16 protein-coding genes and 3 pseudogenes are annotated in these 20,205 nt (G+C 54.9%); 6 read left to right on the top strand and 13 right to left on the bottom strand.

Annotated elements, in window-relative coordinates; translation table 11 throughout:
- Positions 1 to 287: 287 nt before the first annotated feature.
- Positions 288 to 569: a transposase gene (locus AXG89_RS43665; protein ID WP_236873532.1), complete on the top strand. Its 282-nt coding sequence runs from the start codon at positions 288 to 290 to the stop codon at positions 567 to 569.
- A gap of 585 nt (positions 570 to 1,154) precedes the next feature.
- On the opposite strand, the gene AXG89_RS30365 is transcribed toward AXG89_RS43665, so the two are convergent.
- The 4 genes and pseudogenes from AXG89_RS30365 to AXG89_RS30380 form a co-directional block, all read right to left on the bottom strand.
- Positions 1,155 to 1,415 carry a response regulator gene (locus AXG89_RS30365; protein WP_082771572.1) on the bottom strand — a complete coding sequence of 87 codons (261 nt, stop codon included), beginning with the start codon at positions 1,413 to 1,415 and terminating at the stop codon, positions 1,155 to 1,157.
- Positions 1,385 to 2,089: a sensor histidine kinase gene (locus AXG89_RS30370; RefSeq protein WP_062172739.1), complete on the bottom strand. Its 705-nt coding sequence runs from the start codon at positions 2,087 to 2,089 to the stop codon at positions 1,385 to 1,387. The genes AXG89_RS30365 and AXG89_RS30370 overlap by 31 nt, the downstream gene beginning before the upstream one ends.
- A gap of 36 nt (positions 2,090 to 2,125) precedes the next feature.
- Positions 2,126 to 2,266, bottom strand: a pseudogene (locus AXG89_RS30375) (transposase); the annotation flags it as partial.
- A 308-nt stretch (positions 2,267 to 2,574) separates the two neighbouring features.
- Entirely contained in the window at positions 2,575 to 4,347 is a 1,773-nt protein-coding gene (locus AXG89_RS30380) for a sensor domain-containing protein (RefSeq protein ID WP_236873531.1), read from the bottom strand.
- A gap of 499 nt (positions 4,348 to 4,846) precedes the next feature.
- On the opposite strand from AXG89_RS30380, the gene AXG89_RS44295 reads away from it, so the two are divergent.
- Together AXG89_RS44295 and AXG89_RS45010 are read left to right on the top strand one after the other, a co-directional pair.
- On the top strand, positions 4,847 to 6,526 hold the full coding sequence (locus AXG89_RS44295; RefSeq protein WP_062172734.1) for a methyl-accepting chemotaxis protein: 1,680 nt from the start codon (positions 4,847 to 4,849) through the stop codon (positions 6,524 to 6,526).
- Between the two features lie 947 nt (positions 6,527 to 7,473).
- Positions 7,474 to 7,617: pseudogene (locus tag AXG89_RS45010) on the top strand (IS6 family transposase); the annotation flags it as partial.
- 48 nt (positions 7,618 to 7,665) lie between these two features.
- Here AXG89_RS45010 and AXG89_RS30395 read toward each other — a convergent pair.
- On the bottom strand, positions 7,666 to 9,450 hold the full coding sequence (locus AXG89_RS30395) for an SWIM zinc finger family protein (protein ID WP_062172730.1): 1,785 nt from the start codon (positions 9,448 to 9,450) through the stop codon (positions 7,666 to 7,668).
- Positions 9,451 to 10,081: 631 nt separating this feature from the next.
- Between AXG89_RS30395 and AXG89_RS30400 the strand changes: the two are divergent.
- A pseudogene (locus tag AXG89_RS30400) lies at positions 10,082 to 10,249 on the top strand (TIGR00366 family protein); the annotation flags it as partial.
- Between the two features lie 158 nt (positions 10,250 to 10,407).
- On the opposite strand, the gene AXG89_RS30405 reads toward AXG89_RS30400, so the two are convergent.
- The 5 genes from AXG89_RS30405 to AXG89_RS45020 all read right to left on the bottom strand — a co-directional run bounded on the left by AXG89_RS30405 (position 10,408) and on the right by AXG89_RS45020 (position 14,410).
- Positions 10,408 to 11,169: a putative bifunctional diguanylate cyclase/phosphodiesterase gene (locus AXG89_RS30405; RefSeq protein ID WP_082771569.1), complete on the bottom strand. Its 762-nt coding sequence runs from the start codon at positions 11,167 to 11,169 to the stop codon at positions 10,408 to 10,410.
- Positions 11,170 to 11,219: 50 nt separating this feature from the next.
- The gene (locus tag AXG89_RS30410) at positions 11,220 to 12,299 is read right to left on the bottom strand and encodes an IS3 family transposase (protein WP_062172173.1); all 1,080 of its coding nucleotides are present in this window, start codon (positions 12,297 to 12,299) and stop codon (positions 11,220 to 11,222) included.
- Positions 12,296 to 12,796 carry a transposase gene (locus AXG89_RS45015; RefSeq protein WP_062172171.1) on the bottom strand — a complete coding sequence of 167 codons (501 nt, stop codon included), beginning with the start codon at positions 12,794 to 12,796 and terminating at the stop codon, positions 12,296 to 12,298. Before AXG89_RS45015 ends, AXG89_RS30410 begins: the two co-directional genes overlap by 4 nt.
- 45 nt (positions 12,797 to 12,841) lie before the next feature.
- Entirely contained in the window at positions 12,842 to 13,975 is a 1,134-nt protein-coding gene (locus AXG89_RS30415) for a sensor domain-containing protein (protein WP_062172726.1), read from the bottom strand.
- A 327-nt stretch (positions 13,976 to 14,302) separates the two neighbouring features.
- Positions 14,303 to 14,410 (bottom strand): DUF2934 domain-containing protein, encoded by a 108-nt coding sequence (locus AXG89_RS45020; protein WP_082771648.1) that lies wholly within the window; start codon positions 14,408 to 14,410, stop codon positions 14,303 to 14,305.
- 430 nt (positions 14,411 to 14,840) lie between these two features.
- On the opposite strand from AXG89_RS45020, the gene AXG89_RS42480 reads away from it, so the two are divergent.
- Together AXG89_RS42480 and AXG89_RS30425 are read left to right on the top strand one after the other, a co-directional pair.
- The gene (locus AXG89_RS42480) at positions 14,841 to 15,101 is read left to right on the top strand and encodes a hypothetical protein (RefSeq protein ID WP_144029352.1); all 261 of its coding nucleotides are present in this window, start codon (positions 14,841 to 14,843) and stop codon (positions 15,099 to 15,101) included.
- Between the two features lie 289 nt (positions 15,102 to 15,390).
- Positions 15,391 to 17,712 carry a hybrid sensor histidine kinase/response regulator gene (locus tag AXG89_RS30425; RefSeq protein WP_062172724.1) on the top strand — a complete coding sequence of 774 codons (2,322 nt, stop codon included), beginning with the start codon at positions 15,391 to 15,393 and terminating at the stop codon, positions 17,710 to 17,712.
- A 201-nt stretch (positions 17,713 to 17,913) separates the two neighbouring features.
- On the opposite strand, the gene AXG89_RS42485 is transcribed toward AXG89_RS30425, so the two are convergent.
- The 3 genes from AXG89_RS42485 to AXG89_RS45025 all read right to left on the bottom strand — a co-directional run bounded on the left by AXG89_RS42485 (position 17,914) and on the right by AXG89_RS45025 (position 20,172).
- On the bottom strand, positions 17,914 to 18,159 hold the full coding sequence (locus AXG89_RS42485) for a hypothetical protein (RefSeq protein ID WP_144029351.1): 246 nt from the start codon (positions 18,157 to 18,159) through the stop codon (positions 17,914 to 17,916).
- A 464-nt stretch (positions 18,160 to 18,623) separates the two neighbouring features.
- Entirely contained in the window at positions 18,624 to 19,955 is a 1,332-nt protein-coding gene (locus AXG89_RS30435) for an MFS transporter (RefSeq protein ID WP_062172722.1), read from the bottom strand.
- Between the two features lie 52 nt (positions 19,956 to 20,007).
- Positions 20,008 to 20,172 (bottom strand): beta-propeller fold lactonase family protein, encoded by a 165-nt coding sequence (locus tag AXG89_RS45025; protein WP_442861772.1) that lies wholly within the window; start codon positions 20,170 to 20,172, stop codon positions 20,008 to 20,010.
- Positions 20,173 to 20,205: the final 33 nt, after the last annotated feature.

Here is a 20,205-nt window from a genome sequence, read left to right on the forward strand (position 1 = left end):
AGAGGTCCGCGAACAGCGCCCGCCAAATCGGTTTATCGAGCAGTACTTTAGGCAAGGTACGCGCCCGCTCGCTTCGCAAACTCCATGTGTATTACCGCATCGACCCTTTCGGAGGCTATGGAGCTGTAAGCGCTCGATCTTCCACACCTCGCTTACGTTAGTGAGAAAGCTCGCGATTGCGTCCGCAACCTCACTTTGCGGACGTAATCCATGACAAAAGATGGCCTGAGCTTCCCGCCCTTGCGGGTGACCCGAGTTGGCGTCAGCGGGGAGCGAAGCTCGACCCGATGGACAAGCGACGACTGGTTGAAGCTTGTCTTCAGCCAGGGGCTTCGCTATCGGGCCTCGCCCTTGAGGCCGGCGTGAATGCCAGCCAGTTGCATAAGTGGGTTCGGGTGCATGACCAGTTTGGCGCCCCGGTCAAGCGCGAAACACCGACCGCACTGTCAGCGTTTGTGCCGGTCGTTACGGTCGTCGGTGCGACGCCGGTCATCGTGCCCACAGCGCGCCTCGTCACTACCGCGGAACCATCCAGTGTCTCGCCACCCTCGCAAGCCCAGCACCGCTGACGGCTCTACTGCCCGACGGCGTAAATCCTGAGCTCGAGTGTTCGGCAAACAACGCGGCAATCGTTAATCCGGCATCGGTGTTGATCAGCGGCGAATAAAGCGGCCAAGCTAACGTCGGCTGTTTGTTTGTGCGCCGAATATGGCCATAGCGAACTTGCGTGGCCACAGCCAGTCAACCCCAGTTCAGGACGTAAATTGCTAGAGCTGGGAGGCCAATCGCCAAGATGGCCAGTCCTGCTTTTAGCCCGCAATCGGATAGGGACGGATGCGAGAATGCTTCACTCATTTCGTTGTCAATGTGCCCATACCATGATTCTCTTGATGGATCGGTTCGTTGATCTTTTCGTCCCGTCCGCATCTTGTTTTCCTTTGTAAAAAATAAGAAAGCCGAACAAACATTCTGCTTTAAACGCATCGTTTCGTCATAATGCTAAGTCCGATAGCCCACCGATCAAATACAACTTCACTAGGCTAAACCACAGTATCCGAATTTCCATCGAAGCATCCTCCGATTAGAGGCCATTTTCTTCGAGATGTTGCCAATTTAGCTCTTCGCAGCGCGATGCAGGATTGATCGAGATCGGTTTAAAAGCGCGGCTGACGCTTTTTCGAACTGGCGTCGAGCTGCATGGACTGGAACAACTCTTGGTTAGCCGTAATTGCGACAAGAACCGTGTGATCGAGACTCGGTTGTTCTCTGATGCGCGATGCCACCTCGTAGCCGTTGAGCCCGGGCAAGCCTATATCGAGAAGCACGACATCAGGCCGAAATTCGGAAGCCGCTCGAAGCGCGCTATTGCCATCGTGCTCCGTCCTCACGGCATGCCCGAGCATTCCCACCAGCATCGCCTACTCTCTGCCGTGTCGACGTTGTCATCCACTACGAGAATACGCAACGCGGTCGATGATTCAATACCTGATTCGGTCACGGGCAAGTCAAGCTTTGCTGACGATGTCGCGATCGGCAAGCGTATGACAAATTCCGTCCCTTCGTTCAAGACGCTATGAACGGCGATGATCCCATCGTGCATTTCCACGATACGTTTTACCAACGCAAGGCCGATCCCCAGTCCACCGCGGGAGCGTGCAAGGGACCGTTCTGCTTGTGTGAAGAGTTCGTAAATATGAGGTAGTAATTCCGGAATTATGCCGACGCCGCTATCTTTTAGGCGCACGACGCAATACGTCTCCTCAACCTCGACTGACAATGCTATTGCGCTGCCTTCATCCGTGTATTTGGCCGCGTTTGCTAGAAGGTTGACCATCGCCTGTTCGAGCCGCGATGCATCTCCGTGGATCCATATTAGGTCCTCGCCAAGCGACACCGAGACTTTATGGCGCCGTTGTTCAATCAGCGGTTGAGTTGTCTCGAGGGCCCGACTAAGTATTTCATGGATGGTCACGCGCTCAAGCCTCAACCGCACCCACCCCGTCGTAGTCCTCGACACTTCGACTAAATCATCGACCAGTCGCGTCAACTGAACGAGTTGCCGCTCGATAATGACGCACGCACGGTCCATTGCTCTCAAACATGCCGACAGCCTGCTCTTTCAACTGTTTTTCCAGTCCGTCACCTGATCCGGGTGAATCTCAAAGTGCTGCGCCAGCTCCGCCAGCCTATTATCGCCTTTCAGTGCCGCCAAGGCTACCTTCGCCTTGAAGACTGCCGAGTGAGCACGCCGATTATGTTTCGTCATTTACGGATCCCTTACTGCCCACATTACGGCAGGCTCAGGCCCAGCTTTCCCACTTGTCCGGCTGTCCGAATTCCCGGAGCCACCTCTCACAGACATGAAAAATCTGTCACACCAAGCTATCCGCGCCTGGCTCCAAAGCAAGAAGCTTTGGTGGCAGCAGTGGAAAAGTGAAGTCTCAACCCGAAGCGGTTGCCCTCCCCGGTTCAACCCTCCGCCACGGTTCACCGACGTTCCGCAACGAGACAATTATTATTCATGCTTTGCTGGACCGCTTTCAATACGCTCGTTCAACGAAAGCCCTAGAACCGTCACCCCGTGAGCTCAAGGCAAACGGGCGCGCCTAAGTAAAGGCCTCGCCCAAATTCCCATTGGTTTCGCAACAGAACGTCGATGGCGGCCGCATCGACGGGTCGTGAAAACCAGTAGCCCTGCAATTCGTCACAGCCGAAGCGCAACAATGCGTCGCGCTGCTCAGCGGTCTCGACACCCTCGGCGATGACTTGGAGATCGAGCTTATGGGCCATTGCGACGATTGCCTCGACGATTGCGTTGCTGCTCGCTTGCGAAGTTAGCTCGCTGACAAATACGCGATCCAGTTTGATGCGACGCACGGGGAATCGGCGCAAGTAGGCAAGGTTGGAGTAACCCGTGCCGAAGTCGTCGATCGCAATGCTAATGCCACGGGCCTTAAAGTTATCCAAAATGCGTATGCTTTCTTCCGGGTCCTTCATTGAAAGACTCTCGGTGATTTCAAGCTCTAATTGCTCGGGGGCGAGCCCATGTTCGGCGAGCGCCCGGGCAACGACTGACTCCAACGCCGGATTGTGGAACTGGCGCGCTGAGACGTTTATAGACATGCGCAAAGCCGGCAATCCGCTGCTCTGCCACGCCGCAGCTTGGGCGCAAGCCGTACGCAACACCCATTCGCCAAGCTGCTCGATCAATCCTGACTCTTCGGCGAACCCAATGAAGCGCGTCGGAGGCAGTAATCCGCGAACCGGATGCTGCCAGCGCACTAAAGCCTCAACGCCAGTGATGCGCCCGCTTTTGATCTCGATCTGCGGCTGGTAGTGCAACACGAATTCGCCGCGTTGCAGCCCTCGCTTCATCTGGGCCTCGAGGTCCAATCGTTCGCCCGCGTGAGCGCTTAAAGCAGGTGTGTAACGCAGGACCCGATTCCCGCCGCCTTCTTTGGCGCCGTACATTGCAGCGTCGGCATGCTTGAGTAACGTAGTCGCGTCCTCACCGTCCTGCGGATAAACGCTGTATCCAAGGCTGCATGTGACTGACACCTCGCGCTCGCCAATGAGCACTGGCTTGGCTACCACCCGGGAGAGCCGGCTCATCACGCGGGTCAGTTCGTCGGTAGGGATGGGATTAGTCAGTAACAAGACGAATTCGTCCCCACCAAGGCGGGCGAATGTATCGTCTGCACGCATTAAGCGGCCGATCCGGCGCGTGACCGCGCGCAGCAGTTCGTCGCCTGCAGCGTGACCAAGGCTGTCGTTGACGAGCTTAAAGCGATCAAGATCGAGGAAAAGCAGCGTGAGCGAGTGCTCGCGGCGTCGGGCGAAATCGATCGCCAGTTCGATCCGGTCCATTAACAGTGCCCGGTTTGGTAGTCCGGTGAGCGTGTCATGCATCGCCCGGTGGCGTAGCTCCTGTTCGAAGCGTTGACGCTCCTGCACTTCAAGATCTAGCCGTGCGACGGTGGCCTCCAGCCGGACGGCCGCCTCCGCTGCCTGCGCATGTGCAGCCTGCAGCGCCAGTCCCGCTGCCTTCTGAGAAGTGACCTCGTAGTTAATGCCCACTAACCCGATAATGCGTCCGTTGGCGTCGCGCACCGCTACCTTGGTCGTGATCAACCAGGCTTCATCTTCGAGCAGCCGATATTTGGCATGCTCTTCGTGATTAAGGAGCGAGCGTCCGTGCGTTAAGACCTCCTGCTCCTGTCGGTAATATTCGCTTGCGAGTTCGAGCGGATAAAAATCGTAGTCGGTTTTTCCAAGCAACTCAGCGGGATCGCACACCCCCATGCCTCGAGCCACCGCCCTGTTGGCGAAGATAAACCGGCCCTGCATATCTTTCGCATAGATACGGTGCGGTACGTTCTCGGCAAGCGCGCGTAATAGGGTATGTTCAAAAGCGTCGAAAGTATTGCTTGCGGGGTCGCGTATTACCGATCTGCCTGATTTGACCCGATAAATGTGACGAGACGTTCTAATCATTGGCAACTCCAAGCCTGTACAAATTTTCTAGGCCGGCAAAACGTCTTGCCAAGAGCGAAGAAGCAAAATGAGCAATCATTGTTCGGATTCCAGACTCCGGCTTGGCGAAACGCGTGCGCTGGAGGCGCCTTTAATGCTTACAACGGCATATCGCAACCTTACATTATCGGTACAAACCCTAGGCCGCTTAATCTCCACGGTCGAGGCTACTGACAGAGCGTTCACATGAAATGTGGGAAATACGATTTTCTCTTGCCGCACCGCTGTCATCTAAAAAACCTTAAGTATCTAAAATAATGTCCGTTAATCTGTTTGTTAGCTTGCACCCACCTCAAATCTGCGGGAACAAACTGTGCCGACTTTTAATCAGGTAAACGTATTTACCAAACTAGTCGGCGGATTTTCCGTCGTCATTGCCCTGCTCATTGGGCTAGGAATTTTTAGCCTATTCGAGATAGCCGGCGAGAACGAGCACGTCGTTTTACTGAGCGAAAATTCCTTGCCGGCGGTTAGGTACAGTCTGGAAATGCGGGGCAGCCTAAACGCGATTCGCCTTGGCGATTACCGGGCGGCAAATAGCCTGTCAGCTGTTGATATCGATGCGGCAAGCCAGCAAGTCGATCAAGCTATCGCTGGGTTTAGTCACGCGGCTGGTCAGTATGAGCCGTTGATAAATGACCCTGAAGAAAAGAAACGGTACGGGGATTTGCAAGCTGCCATGAGCCGATATCTGGATGCCGACCACAGTATTCGCACCCTAGCGAAGGACGGCAAGCATGATGACGCAATGTCGTTGCTGGAAGGAGAATCGGTTGAATTTTTAAATGTCGCCGAAAGGTCGCTCAAAGCAATCGTTGATACGAATGTTGCTGAGGCTAACAAGGAAGGCCTTGACTCGCGTAACGGGTTTTCGCGCGCGGTCGCGCTCGTAATTGCCGGGACAGTCGCGGCCACGCTCATTGGCTTGGCGCTAGCGCTGCTGATCGCGCGCGGGCTGACTCGGCAGCTCGGCGGCGAACCAAGCGATGCGGCCACGATTGCTCACGCAATTGCCGCAGGCAACTTGCTCGTGCCGATCAGGTTGAAAGATGGCGACAGCGCCAGCCTGTTATATTCGCTCGCGACGATGAAAGAACAGCTGACCACCATCGTGCGCGGCATCAAGACGTCGAGCGAATCGATCTCGGTCGCAGCCTCAGAAATCGCGCAGGGCAACACGGATCTGTCGCAGCGCACGGAGGAACAGGCGGCGTCTCTGGAAGAAACCGCGGCGAGCATGGAAGAACTCACGACTACGGTCCGCCATAACGCGGACAACGCGAAGCAGGCCGCCGCGCTGGCCGGTTCCGCGTCGCTTACGGCGCAGCGAGGTGGCGAGGTCGTGGCCCGCGTGGTCGACACGATGCAAGGTATCTCCGACAGCGCAAGCAAGGTCGCCGACATTGTCAGCGTGATCGAGGGTATCGCGTTCCAGACCAACATTCTCGCGCTCAATGCGGCGGTTGAAGCTGCCCGTGCTGGTGAACAAGGCCGGGGTTTCGCGGTCGTCGCGGGCGAAGTGCGTACGCTGGCGCAGCGCAGTGCGACGGCGGCGAAGGAGATCGGCGAGCTCATCGGCGAGTCGGTGCATCGCGTCGATGCCGGCTCGAAACTGGTCTCCGAAGCGGGCGCGACGATTACGGAGATCGTGACGTCCGTGCAAAAAGTCACTGACATCGTGGGCGAAATCTCGTCAGCGTCGGCCGAGCAGAGCGTGGGTATCGAGCAGGTCAACCAGGCGGTCAGCCAGATGGATGAAGTCACGCAGCAGAATGCCGCGCTCGTCGAGCAGGCATCAGCGGCCGCGCAATCGATGGCGGATCAGTCGAATTCGCTGCGCCAGGCGGTGTCGATATTCAAGGTTGGCGAAAGCACTGTTCATTCGGCGCCACGGCCCGCGCGTTGGGCACCAGCCAAGGCAGCAGCGATGCCGTCCACCAAGCGAGCGGCATCATTAGGGACGCATACCACGGCTGACTGGCAGTCTTTCTGAACTCGCTGCGTTCCAGGCTACCCGAGAAACTTCGCGCGCAAGGATCTAGTCCCCTGCGGGGAAAGAGCGGTTTGTCTTTAAGGCGGCGGAGTGAGTATTCGCAGCTGACGAATTCCTTCGGCTACCCAATGTCCCAATTTCCGCGGTCACCGCTGCATATGTGGAATTCCCGACGAATCATCGGCCAAAGAGTGCGCTAGCGGTGGCTCGCAATCCACGACGTTTCAATAGCTTGTTTTTCGGAGCGGAGTATCGCGATTGCCGCCGGGGTCGGTCCGCTTTTCTCGAATGCAGAGTTGAGCATGGAGCGCTCGGGGTATCACGACGGACACCCGTTTGCCTATCGCACGATAACCGCGGATCTTGATGTGGATCGTCGCCTCAAAGTCGTCTCCGTGGTTGGGCGCGCGGACGGTGGTCTCGATGCCAGTCGAATCAGCGAAAGCTGTCCGGCGGATTCGACCATGGAGAAGTTGTGCCTGTCATGGTAAGCCATAGGTTGGGTGTCCAGTTAATCCTAATGGACACGTTCCGTGGACGCTATAAAATCTCGGACACTGATTGGACAAATGTCCAGAAATCGAGACGCGTCCACTGAACGTAAAAAGCACGCTGGTTTGGATAAGCGCCCCGCGATGCATGACACGGCACCGCCAAAAACACGCTTCACGAGCGCATACCCACTTAATTCGTCACCGCTACGCGTAGAAAACTGTCAATCCGCGTTTTCGGGTTGAACGCCAGTTTTGCGCATAGAGCTGGCTCCGCTAATCCGGACAGTCGGGTAGCTGGAATCTCTGGATTTTGAGATAGGCAAAATCCCTACAGAGGGCAGTGTCGGGTTGCTGAGTTGGCCGCCTAAACCAGCGCAACGAAGAAATTTAAGTCGCCCTATCTCGATCTTCGTTTTCCAAACTGACTTAATCCATTACGCCGTGTGTTGAAATTTTCGCTTGCACTTGAGCCTACGCGACGTCGAGGGACTGCTCTTTGAGCGCGGCGTGGTGATGACGTACGAGCCGATCCGACGCTGTTGCGACAAAATCGGCAGAGAATTTTCTCATCGTGCAAAAGTTCTACGCCGCAGACCGCTATACGATTGATGTCGGCGGCTTTTTCGTGCGAAGGTTGATGTGTTTTCAGCCTAAACTTGCCAGCAGTTTCATAAAATTGCGCTTGGCACGATAAGTCTCACGGATCGTCTGAAGTTCTTCGACAAACACCGTGTGTTCCTCCAGTTTCGCTCGTAAGTTGCTAATTGTCCTTACGATGCCAAACGCCTCGTCATAGCGCGCTTTTCGGCTTCCATTATCAGCGGCGATCGGCAGCAATCGGTGGTACAAAGCGATCGCATCATGCGGATGAGTTTTCGCTCGAATCGCCGCCATTTGCGCCCACATGTGCGTGGCCACCGGACCGCCGCAAAATGTCTCCCAGGCCTTGGCATAGTCGCGTTCACAAAGAAATAGTTTAAGCATTTCCGTTCGTGTTCCTGCTTGCCAGGAACCTCGCGTCGCTTTGGTCGGTGCTTCTTCGTCCCGAACCCGTTCCCAGAGATAGTCGAGCGCGCGAGCGCCCGTAACGCCTCGTTGGCCGGTCGCGCTGGCGACCTCCATCAGTTCTGCAAACCCCTCGGCTGTAGGATGCATTTCGAATCGTCGCCACGCATATGCATCGGCTTTCGCGAAATCGCTGCGACGCAGATATTCCTCAATGCAGAATGTGAGCAAGCGTTGGTCAACGTTCTTCCCGAATTCGCTGAGCCCCCGTTCTGCCCAACTCAGGCCGTCGTCGTAGCGCGCATGCTGCATACAAAGTTCTGCGACCAGCAAAAAACGGTAGGGGCTCGACAGATCCTTTGAACGAATGAGAACAAGTGCGTCCACGTCGCCGTCGCCTTTGGCAATCGCCTCCATCGCACGGTCAAGTCGCATGCGTAGGGGGTCAAACGATCGGCGAAACTCGTTGCTTGGAGGTAGTTCAGCAAGCTTGTCCCACGCACTTGTCACAAGCGTCCGATAGCGTTGTATTCCTTGCTCCTCGAGCGCGTCCGCGTAGGCTGGCAAGACGTCGTAAAACGTGTCCCACACGCCTTCAGTTTGAAAACGGAACAATCGTTCGGCAAGCTTCAACGGGTCCGGATGCGTTTGCCGGCATGCTTCAAGGTGCACGGCCGCCAGCTCCATAATGGCGGGCATAACATCGCCGCTCGAGTCATCGATCTGTTCCAGACTTTTCTCCGCCCCAGATATCGCCTCTTCTGCAAGCTCGACTACCTGGGAAGCGTAGGGGCCAGCAAGTCGCTGACGGAGCATGTCCACAAGAGACATCAGACCATCACCGTATGCGCCCGCCTCGCGCCAGTCGAGTGGGTGAGACACGCGGGTCGCTTCACGAACTGCTGCCTTCATGCTCGGTGCGTCATCGGCAGCCGCTGCACGAGCAGCAAAAAGCAACCTGTCGCGCAAACCGATGTCGCGCTCGACTGCGTCGAGGAGCAACTCTCTCAGAACCTCTTCGCCCAATCCAGCAACATACTCGCGTATCAGTTCTTCGTACGTCTTGCGATTTTTGCCCCTTCGTGCGGGTTCTGGCTTGTCTATATGAAACACCTCCTCACCCGAGTTTTCGAGCCAAGAAAACGAGACAGCAACCGCGTGCTTGCAAAAGATCCCGTCCGCGCCAACAGGGCAGTCACACTCGTAGGTCAGTTCACCGTCGCTCCCAATCCCAAGTTGAACGCTGTACTGATAGGTACCGTGTACAAAAGCACGAAGGATGTTTTTACGTTCTTTAAGAACTGACACGGCACCCTCTTGGAAATATGCTTTCCCGCGCGCGAGCGTCTTCGTGTCCGCAAGTGACTTGATTACGGCGAGGGTGAGGATGCCGAAAAATAACGACTGTCTGGCCTTGGCACACATCTGCGATTTTCTCCGCGGAGCTCAACTCTCGGATTTTACAAGGCCGCCGCTTAGCACGGCACAAAAACGTTTGACGGCTCTCCGCGCTAGCGACCTCGATTTCTGGTCAGATCTGGCCTATTCTAATTTCATAGACCACGCGTTTGAACGCTGTGGTTTAAGTTCGATTGTCAGCACCAAAAGCGGCCATTTCGAAGGTTTTGGACGCGTAAAAACATAGCGCTTGCACAACTAAATATGGTCCCACAGCAATCCAGCCATTGTTCGCTGGGAACGTCCGTCGGAAAAGGCGGAGAGCCACAAACCATTTCAAGCAAAGTTGGTTCTATAGGCTCCCCTAGCCGTCAATTAAACTTCGTTCTCTCTGAACGATTTCAGCTAAAGTTGGCACTTAATAGCCAGAAACCTTACAACGCAGCTACCCTACCGAACGAGCAGCACGTCCCCCGCAAAACTCTCCGAGTCCCGCCAGGCCGGCAATAGAGGCCACTCTAACTCCTAGTGGCGACGGCGCACTCATTGCCTGAAATGCGTAGTACCAACTTTACTTGAAACTTAGAACCGACTTTAGTTGTGCGAGCGAAAATTGCGGGGAAAAAAGATCAAGTTCCGTTCTATTAAGATAACTATCCTTATCAATCCATTTTGGATGCTGCCGTTGCTGGATGTGCTCGGACTGCGAGCCCGCGATAGTGTCGGGTTCACATTTATTCAATTGATCGTGCACGTGCCACTCGTGCTGATCCTGCTGACGGTATCAGCCAGTTCGCTGGAATTCGTCCCGCCGGTCATGCATTGAGCGTGTGATCGCTACCTCATCGAAAATCGGACGACGGCAACGCATTGGCGAAGAGATGCACGTCGCCCGCCAGCTGCACGACACGCGATTGCACGGCACTTTTTGCAAGGCTCCAGCAGCCGTCGAGCGATCAGAAAACGCCGTTGCATCTTTTCATGCTATGCCTTTGCTCTTTCGTTATCCGGTTTGATTTCGCAAAGCAGCAAGCTGCCGCATGTGGCAGCATCAACTGGCCGCGAAAACCAGAAACCCTGAAGTTCGTCGCAGCCGTAGCGAAGCAAGTGTTCACGCTGCTCGGCCGTCTCGACTCCCTCGGCAACCACCTGCAAGTCAAGTTTATGAGCCATTGCGACGATTGCCTCGACGATTGCGTGGCTGCTTGATTCTGAACCGAGCTCGCTGACGAACGACCGATCCAGCTTAATCCGTCTTACGCGGAATCGTCGCAGATAAACAAGGTTTGAATAACCAGTGCCAAAATCGTCGATCGCGATACCGATGCCGAGCGCCTTAAAGCTGGCCAGAATGCGGATACTCTCCTCAGGGTCTTTCATCGAAAGGCTCTCGGTGATTTCAAGCTCCAATTGCTCAGGGGCCAGGCCGCAATCAGCGAGCACCTGAGCGACCACCGATTCCAGCGAAGGATTGTTGAACTGACGAGCCGAAACATTAATACCCATACGCAGAGCCGGCAACCCGCTGCTGTGCCATGCAGCAGCTTGCGCGCACGCGGTTCGCAACACCCATTCGCCAATAGGCTCGATCAGTCCAGTCTCTTCGGCAAGCGGAATGAACTGTGTCGGAGGCAGCAATCCGCGAACGGGATGCTTCCAGCGTATCAGCGCCTCAACGCCGACAATGCGTCCACTGGCAATCTGAATTTGGGGTTGGTAGTGGAGCAGAAATTCGTCCCGTTGCAGGGCCTGCTTTCGGAAGTTTTCAAGCTAGTTGTCGCCTCGACGCATGAGATTTAAGCTGCTTTTAGCTCCTGGTTACGGGGTTGCGAAACGGCGCTGATTTTGTCGTCGCGATCCGGATTGAGATGGACCACATGAATGCGTTGCCAGTTGCGCGTTTGGCTTTTCCATCGCAGCGGATTATTTTGTCGAGCGCTCTCGTAGAGGGTTGCACGACGATTCAAGATGTCTTGGTCGAGATTTCGGTGACGCTGGGCTGGCGTGACGAAGCGAATCGCGCTGTGGCGATGCTCATGGTTGTACCAGCGCACCAGTTCGGTGACCCAATCGCGCGCGGCGCATAATGTGTCGAACGGTTTGAGCGGATAGGCCGGACGGTATTTCAGCGTTTTGAACAGCGATTCTGAATAAGGATTGTCGTTGCTGACTCCCGGGCGACTCAATGACGGCATGACGCCCAGGGACTGCAAGGTAGCCAGCATCGTGGCGCCCTTCATCGGGCCACCATTGTCGGAATGCAGAATGACTTGATCTGGCTGTATCGCCTCACGCGCGCAGAGATCCTTGAGGACCTCGCTTGCCTGGGCACCGCTCTCCTCGGCATAGACCTGCCAGCCGACGATCATGCGGCTGAACACGTCCATAAATAGATAGAGATAAAAGTACTGCCCGCGAATCGCTGAAGGCAGGTAAGTGATATCCCAGCTGTAAAGCTGGTTCGGCGCATCGGCCATGACAGCGCGTGGCTTGCGGCACGAGCGGGGCGCCCGCTCGCTGCGCCGGTGAGCGAGTTGGTTCTCGTCTCGCAGGACGCGGTAGAAGGTTGATTCCGAGGCAATGTAGCGTTGCTGATCGGCCAGCCGGGGAACGATTTGACTGGGCGGCAGATGCCCGAATTCGGCAGAGTTCGCCACGGCCAGCAGTTCCGCGCGTTCATCAGCAGAAAGCTTATGGGACGGTTCATAGTGTCGCGTCGAGCGCCCATCGAGCGAGTCAGGTTCACCGCACAGCCAACGTTGCACAGTACGCTCGCTCAATCCCAGTATGCTACACGCAGGTGCTTGCCGAGCCCCGGCCGAGGTGGCCTCGCCGATCAAACGGATCACTGTTTTGCGATCTTCAAGGGCGGTCATGACGCCTCGTCCTCGAACAACGCACGATACTTTTTTTGCAGCACCAACAGCGCTGCCGCTTCAGCCAAGGCCTTCTCCTTACGGTTCAATTCGCGCTGAAGTTGCATATTGGCCTGCTTCAGTTCACGGATCTCCTGAGCGCTCTCTTGGCGATGGCCAGCCCTGCCGGCGACGCAAAAATCCGCACCCCACTGCGCAAGATGATGGGCAAACAAACCCCGCTCGCGACACCACGCGTTCAGGGCTTCATCGACCAACCCATGGCTCTCATGCAAAGCCACCAGTCGCTCTTCCGGCGACCAGTCTTCTGGACGTTTTGCGTGTCCGGAGTCCAAGCTCCGACCTGCCGTGGCGCTACCTCTCATCCACTTCCTTAAGGTCAGTGCATTCATGTTCAATTCGTCGGCCACGGATCCGACTGTACGGCTTCCGCGGTTTAGGACCTTCGCAAGCGCCTGCTCTTTAAACTCGGCTGAATACGTTTGTTTCGTCTTCAATCTACCACCTCTGATCTCTTCACTAAGAAAATTCAGAGGCGACAACTATTGTGACGCAGGGGGCTTTAGCTGCGTCTCTAGCTCCAACCGCTCGCCGGCGTGCGAACTTAACGCCGCCGTGTATTGCCACACCCGATTACCGCCGTCTTTTTTTGCGCCGTACATGGCGGCGTCGGCATGCTTAACCAACGTGGTCACATCCGCTCCGTCCCGGGGATAGACGCAGTAGCCCAGGCTGCAGGTAACGGACACCTCGCGCTCAGCGATGAGCACCGGCTCGGCCACGACGCGCAGAAGGTTTCCGGTCAGATCAGCAAAAGCGTTAGCCGACATGGGCTCGGTGAGTAAGAGAATGAACTCATCACCGCCAAGGCGGCCCAGGGTGTCACCTAAGCTCATTACGCGGCCAAGCCGCCGGGTTAGGACCCTTAGTAGTTCATCCCCTGCGGCGTGACCAAGACTGTCGTTGACAAGCTTGAAACGGTCTAAATCAAGGAACAACAGCGTGAGCGGTTGGTTGCGATGCCGGGCGAGTTCGATGGCTTGTTCAATGCGGTCCATTAGCAACGCCCGGTTCGGCAGACCAGTGAGCGCGTCGTGCATGGCTTGGTGGCGAAGTTCCTGCTCGAAGCGTTGGCGCTCTTTTACCTCTAGATCAAGCCGCGCAACAGTGGCTTGCAGTCGCAACGTGGCATCTGCTGCCATCGCATGAGCTGCTTGCAACGCCAGTTCAGCTGCCTTCTGAGTGGTGATTTCATAGTTGATTCCTACCAGACCGATAATTTCCCCTGCTTCATTGCGCACGGCGACCTTCGTCGTAACTAGCCACGCTTCGGATTCTAGTAGGAGATATTTCGCATGCTCCTCCTGATTGAGCAGCGAGCGCCCGTGCCTTAGAACCTCCTGTTCTTGCCGGTGATACTCGCTGGCAAGCTCGAATGGATAGAAATCGAAATCAGTTTTTCCCAGCAGTTCAGTAGAATCGGAAACTCCCATGCCTTTTGCTACCGAGTCGTTAGCGAAGATGAAACGGCCATGCAAATCTTTTGCATAAATGCGGTGCGGCACATTCTGTGCAAGTGCTCGCAATAACGTATGTTCGAAGGCGCCGTCAGGCGCGCTTTCGATGTATCTGTCGGTGAATGCGCTATTGGAAGATCGTTCGGAACGCACAGTCATTTTTGCCTCACGCCGGCGCTTGAAGAAAGTGGAACAAAACAAAGGTCACCTATGTCTAGTTGGGGTCCGTAGGCAATTCAATGACATCTAAAATTTTCAATGCTGTAAAAAGGTTATTAAGTAACGCGTTGCCCGCGTGGCACGCCACGTCAATGGCACCTGAATAAACCTACGCCAACAAAGGGAATAAAAATGCCGACCACGGAAACCAAAGCTGAGGACGTTGGCGCCAAAGGGGGCGGTCAACATCAGAGAGAAGCAAAACATACTGTTCTTCGACGAGCGGCGTCCCTATAAACCACCTGAACCAAACATCATCGTAGCGCACTACGATTGAAAATCGCATAAGCGGCGCCAACCCCCATCTTGCCCACCGGTGAGTCTACCTTCTTGCTCCCAAACCGCGTGGGCCCGCTCGCGGATATGCTGGTCCAGAGTGCAATGCTAAAATCTGCTGATTTTCCGTCCAGACGGCCACCGCTCCCCCAAAGGAAATATGCTCGCGCACGCACGCACTGTTCTAAGCCGAGTTTCGTCTCGGAAGCTTCATTGACATCGTCCCCGTAGGACGCCAACTGCTCTGCTCGACTCACATGCATCCGGACTGTAAACCAGCCAAGTCATTGGGTAAGAGTTGACCATGGGCGGCCGCCTCCAGAGCACTAGCTTCAAACTGCTGATTGCATGCAATGCCACGCGACCCATTAATCGTGACCGGATATCTGTGTATAACCGTTTCGCCTCTATCATTACGTCGACTAGCCGTTCGCTCATAACTTCTCACCTAGAAGCTCGGTGCCCGCTCGTCATGCAGGAGGAATTAATCCAGTTAATCACCCTTACGACGTTCCGTCCAGCGTTATAAATGAAATATCAACTGATTTCGCGCAGTTTTACCGGTTTACGGACTTTGCGCCCCCAAAGCCCTTTCTTTGACCAAGCTCCAAACACCTTTTCACACTACGTCAAAACAACTGCGATCAACGACGGCGGCTGTGTACGAGGGAACGACGTTATTCTGCCGATCAACGCTGCGAACGAGCAACCAAATGTTGTAGTCAACGCTTTACTGAAACACTATTTCATTCCGAACATGGACATATCGGATACACATTATTCCTTGTGAACACATTGGAAACAGAATATAAGTTAATGCGGACTGTAAGACCCGGCAGGGAGATCATCGACTTTTCGCCATCTGCTTAATACTTTTAACAGACGGTTCTCTATCAGGCCTCCTACTATTGGGCGCGTCACTCTTAGCGATTCCTGCGTTGAGCGCGCTTGATACATCCCCTTCTTTTGCACGCGCAGCACAATAGCTTGGCAGTCAACTTTTTTGCTACTTGCAAACCCGTGTTTTAAACAGCTACGGGTTAATGCCACCAGTGCGGCGACACATTATGGAATTTTGAATGAACATAGATCGTCAGCCGCCAGAGGCCTATGACTTCGGAAGACTCGCTGATCCCGACCTCATCCAGTTCGATTCAGTTATCACTGTTGACGTCACGGGACGCGTGCTTTGGATGAATACGAAAGCAGAAAGCCTTACTGAGTGGAGCATTGCCGAGGCGCGCGGTAGGACGCTGCAGCACGTTTTTTCAACGGAGAACGACCCCGAGGGATTGTTTGAAATCTCCAGGAAAATTTCCCCAGAACACAATTCGCGGTCGGTCAGCGGAGCGATTTCGACCAAGAGCGGTTTGTCAAAATATGTGATCGGTAGCGCGATCGATTTGAACCCACCTCAAGGGGTAGCTACAGGACTTTTGATATTCGCGGAGGAGATCCCTCGAAGTGATGAAAATTCTTTTTCTGCGGAAAAACACAGCGCGGCGCAGAGCGTAATCGATTCGCTACCCTTCCCGCTTTTGGTGTTGAATCCTGATCTAAGCATTGATGCAGCGAACCCTGAGTTTTACCGCACTTTCGGTGTCACGGCGGCAGAGACCCTTGGGATCAAGCTAGATGCACTGGGAAACGGGCAATGGGCCAAAATCGACGTTGATGGGGTTTTGGATGGGCTTCTACAGGGCCAGCAGAGCAGCCGATGCTGTCTTGTCGAAGACTTCTTTCCCTCTTTGGGCAAACGCGCGATGCAAGTGAGTGCCACCGCTCTCAGCTTGTTCGGCCTAACAAACAATCTAATCTTAGTCACGATTGAAGACGTATCGGAACGTCGGTCTGCAGAGCGCGCATTACGAGACTCAGAACTGCGTTATCGACGACTGTTCGAGACAGCCAAGGACGGCATCCTCATTCTTGATGCTCAGACGCTTGTCATCGTCGATGCCAATCGGTACATCGCTGATCTTCTAGGTTATTCCCACGGTGCGCTGGTCGGGAAAGAGCTCTGGGAAATCGGGTTCTTTGCCGACAAAGAAGCGAGTCAGGCCACTTACACGCATCTGCAGCAATACGGGTATGTCCGTTACGATAGTCTCCCGCTGAAGACCATGGCAGGAAAGCCGGCCGAGGTGGAATTCATCAGCAATGTCTACTCGGTCGCCGGCCAGCCGATCGCTCAATGCAATATCCGTGATATCAGCGATCGCGTGCGCATGCAAGACGTTCTGAAGCAGCAGGCAGCAGCGCTTACAGAATTGCACCATAAGAAGGATGAGTTTCTTGCGATGCTCAGCCATGAGCTCCGCAACCCCCTTGCTCATATCACCAACGCTGTCCGGCTCCTGCGCCACCACGAGATCAAAGACGCCACAATGGATCGCGCGTGCGTCATCATCGAGCGGCAACTCGTTCAGTTGACGCGACTGGTCGATGATTTAGTCGAAGTGTCGAGGATTACGACGGGACGGGTGCGGTTGAGGCTTGAGCGCGTGACCATCCAGGAAATACTGAGTCGGGCCCTCGAGACAACTCAACCGCTGATTGAACAACGGCACCATAGAGTCTCCAAGTCGCTTGGAGAGAACCTAATATGGATCAACGGAGACGCATCGCGGCTCGAACAGGCGATGGTCAACCTTCTAGCAAATGCAGCCAAATACACCGATGAAGGCGGCACAATAGCATTGTCGGTCGAGCTCGAAGAGACTAATTGCGTTGTGCGCGTAAGAGATAGCGGCGTCGGCATAGCCCCGGAATTACTACCACATATTTACGAACTTTTCACACAAGCAGAGCGGTCCCTTGCGCGCTCCCGCGGTGGACTGGGGATCGGCCTCGCGTTAGTAAAACGTATCGTGGAAATGCACGATGGGATCATCGATGTTCATAGCGTCTTGAACGAAGGAACGGAATTTGTCATACGCCTGCCGATCGCAGCATCGTCAGCAACGCAAACGTTACCCGTGACCGAATCAAGTATTGAATCAACGACCGCGTTGCGAATTCTCGTAGTGGATGACAACGTCGACACCGCAGAGAGTATGGCGATGCTGGTGGGAATGCTCGGGCATGTCGTAAGGATGGAGCACGATGGCAATAGCGCGCTTCGAGCCGCCTCCGAATTTCGGCCTGACGTCGTGCTTCTCGACATAGGCTTGCCCGGGCTGAACGGCTACGAGGTGGCATCGCGCATCAGAGAACAACCGAGTCTCGACCACACGGTTCTTGTGGCAATTACTGGATATGGTCACGAAACAGATCGACAGCTCGGGTTGAAGGCTGGAATAGACCATTATCTGGTCAAACCCGTTGACTTCGATCGAGTGCGACGCATCCTGGGGACAGTCGCCGATCGGGCCGTCACGCCGACACACTTGGAACCGTAGGGCAGTCGGAACACCGATAAGGCCTTCGCAACCCGAAACGGGTCATCTGCCGCCGCGTCTCCGTACGCGTTAGCCATGCCCATCGAACGCTGAAATACGCAAGTTAGGCCTGCCTCACCCACATCGCTTGGCGACACATTGTTCCATGCGGCCATCTTTGGGTTAGGCAGAGGCAACTAATAAAAAAGCCGGCCACAGAAGCTAACGGCAAAGGATACCGGTGCCGAGGGCGGCAACCAATATCCGAGAGATCGATGCTGCAGCGGTGGAGTGGATGACGGCACCGCTGCCGTCGAACACTTTGATCAACCGCTTTGTCATGAAATATTTCTGGCTGTTGCTTAGTCGCAAAAAAGAGCGAAATCCTACGGAAATAATTGCGTGGCCGTCACTTCGCGGAATCATGCCCGGTGGCTTGATATGCTCTTCCCCGCCTTTCACTCCCAAGAGATTCTCCGCCGGGTCCGTGATACACGAATGCTCTCAACGTCAATCCCCTTTGCGTGGAACGAGCCTTCTAACGTTGAGAGTGTAGATTTGGCGACGAGGCCCGGCTTGACCTGGGTCAACGAATGCAGACACGGCGATGCGGTCTTTGTTCGCCAGCGTTCGACACGATCCAAAGTTGGCATCGCACGCGGCCTGCTGCTATGTGCTGAGTAGTTTCCGGCTCTATCGGAACAGCACGACGGCTTTTATCATCATCAACATCGTTTATTCCATTCTTCAAACATTACTTCTGATCGTCCCGGAGACATCATGGCAGTCATAGTAAATGACAGCTAGCTACGGCAGGCCATTCTTTCCGAACTCGCTTTTTTCGTTGGGACCTCCACCCACGCTAAGTTGTTATAAAAATTTGCTGATTTTTGGAGCGCGAGTGAACTCGTAACGGTCAATGGCTGCCGCGTTCAAGCACTCTTGTTCGATGGGACAGCCTCTACCCCGGAAACCTCCGAAATATGTTCCTTTATGCGAATAAAGTTGGTCATGAAGAATGACACGACCAGAAGCCCAGAAAGGAACAGCAGGCCGGTAGTCGAGCTTCCGCCCTGCTCCTTGATGTAGCCAATGGCAAAGGGGCCGACGAACCCGCCCAAATTGCCGATTGAGTTGATAACGGCAATGGAAACCGCGGCGCTTGAGCGTGAGAGAAACAGCGTAGGCAAAGCCCAGAACGGGGATTTAAACGCGTACAAGCCCGCGAGGCTCAAACTGATCATCGAAATGGAGACATATGGATTTGTCGCCATGCTGGCTCCGAACAAGGCTGCTGCTGCGACGGCCAACGGAATCGCCGAATGCAGCCGGCGCTCGCTCCGACGATCAGAGCTACGTGACCACAGCACCATGACCGCTGTTGCAAATATGTAAGGGATCGTCGCGATCAGCCCGATTTCGGTATGGCTGATCTTTGTTGAGAACGCCTTGATGATTTGCGGCATCCAGTAACCGACGCCCAAGCTTCCGCACTGGTAGACAAAGTAAATGAACGACAGGTAAAGGACCTTCGGACTGGCGAGCACCTTGAACGTCCCGATGTGTTTCACACTTGGGCGTGCTTTCTTGTCCTCCTCAAGTTCAGCCAGCAACCAGTCACGCTCATCAGGCTTCAACCACTTGGCATCCTTCGGGCGATCGGCCAAGTAGAGAAAGCACATCACGGCGCCAAGTAGGGCAGGCGCACCTTCGAGGACCAGCATCCATCGCCATCCACTCCACTGCAGCCAATGGACGTTATCCATGATCCACGTGCTAAGCGGCGCGCCAATGATGTACGAAACCGGGATGGCGGCCGTGAACAGGGCAACGGTCGTCGCTAATTCTTTGGCACGAAACCAGTACGTCAGGTAGACGATGATGCCTGGGAAAAAGCCGGCTTCCGAAACCCCGAGCAGAAACCGCAAGATATAAAGCTGAGTAGCGTTTTGGACAAACGCAGAGACGATCGCGACAGCTCCCCATGTCAGCAGAATACGTGCGATCCAGACGCGCGCACCGTACTTGTTGAGCATCACATTGCTGGGCACTTCAAAGAGGAAATATCCGATGAAGAAGATGCCCGAGACGAAGCCAAACGCTTCACTGCTAAGGGCAAGTTCCTTGTTCATCTGAAGCGCCGCATACCCAATGTTCGCCCGATCCAGATACGAGACGATGTAAAGGATGAAAACGAACGGAATGATGCGCCACGAAATTTTCCTGACGAGCGCTGTTTCGTTTATTGCTGATGGTGCTTGCATATCAGTCTCATCGGCGTCAAGCCGCTCGATGCCCGTAAAGATTCAGAGGTGCTTACGCTTGATGTTGCGAGAAGATCATGCAAACCGGGCTGCCGGTTTGAACGGAAAATCCTGTTGGCTTGATCCGTCCGGACGTGTGGTCCACAGCAAACGCGACGATGTTGTCGCTTTCTTCATTCAAGACGAACATGAACCGGCCGTTTGGCGTCGATGTCATGAACCTAGGCGTACGACCTCGGCTTTGTTCGAC

The organism is Burkholderia sp. PAMC 26561 (genome assembly GCF_001557535.2).
Classification (GTDB): domain Bacteria; phylum Pseudomonadota; class Gammaproteobacteria; order Burkholderiales; family Burkholderiaceae; genus Caballeronia.

What these genes read in the sequence shown, in the direction of transcription:
- AXG89_RS30380 (WP_236873531.1), bottom strand. Translation starts at nt 4,347, where the DNA reads ATGCAGGGCCGGTTTATCTTCGCCAACAGGGCGGTGGCTCGAGGCATG.
- AXG89_RS30410 (WP_062172173.1), bottom strand. Translation starts at nt 12,299, where the DNA reads ATGACCGCCCTTGAAGATCGCAAAACAGTGATCCGTTTGATCGGCGAG.
- AXG89_RS30425 (WP_062172724.1), top strand. Translation starts at nt 15,391, where the DNA reads ATGAACATAGATCGTCAGCCGCCAGAGGCCTATGACTTCGGAAGACTC.
- AXG89_RS43665 (WP_236873532.1), top strand. Translation starts at nt 288, where the DNA reads ATGGACAAGCGACGACTGGTTGAAGCTTGTCTTCAGCCAGGGGCTTCG.
- AXG89_RS42480 (WP_144029352.1), top strand. Translation starts at nt 14,841, where the DNA reads ATGAAATATCAACTGATTTCGCGCAGTTTTACCGGTTTACGGACTTTG.
- AXG89_RS45025 (WP_442861772.1), bottom strand. Translation starts at nt 20,172, where the DNA reads ATGACATCGACGCCAAACGGCCGGTTCATGTTCGTCTTGAATGAAGAA.
- AXG89_RS30415 (WP_062172726.1), bottom strand. Translation starts at nt 13,975, where the DNA reads ATGACTGTGCGTTCCGAACGATCTTCCAATAGCGCATTCACCGACAGA.
- AXG89_RS30365 (WP_082771572.1), bottom strand. Translation starts at nt 1,415, where the DNA reads ATGCTGGTGGGAATGCTCGGGCATGCCGTGAGGACGGAGCACGATGGC.
- AXG89_RS30435 (WP_062172722.1), bottom strand. Translation starts at nt 19,955, where the DNA reads ATGCAAGCACCATCAGCAATAAACGAAACAGCGCTCGTCAGGAAAATT.
- AXG89_RS30395 (WP_062172730.1), bottom strand. Translation starts at nt 9,450, where the DNA reads ATGTGTGCCAAGGCCAGACAGTCGTTATTTTTCGGCATCCTCACCCTC.
- AXG89_RS30370 (WP_062172739.1), bottom strand. Translation starts at nt 2,089, where the DNA reads ATGGACCGTGCGTGCGTCATTATCGAGCGGCAACTCGTTCAGTTGACG.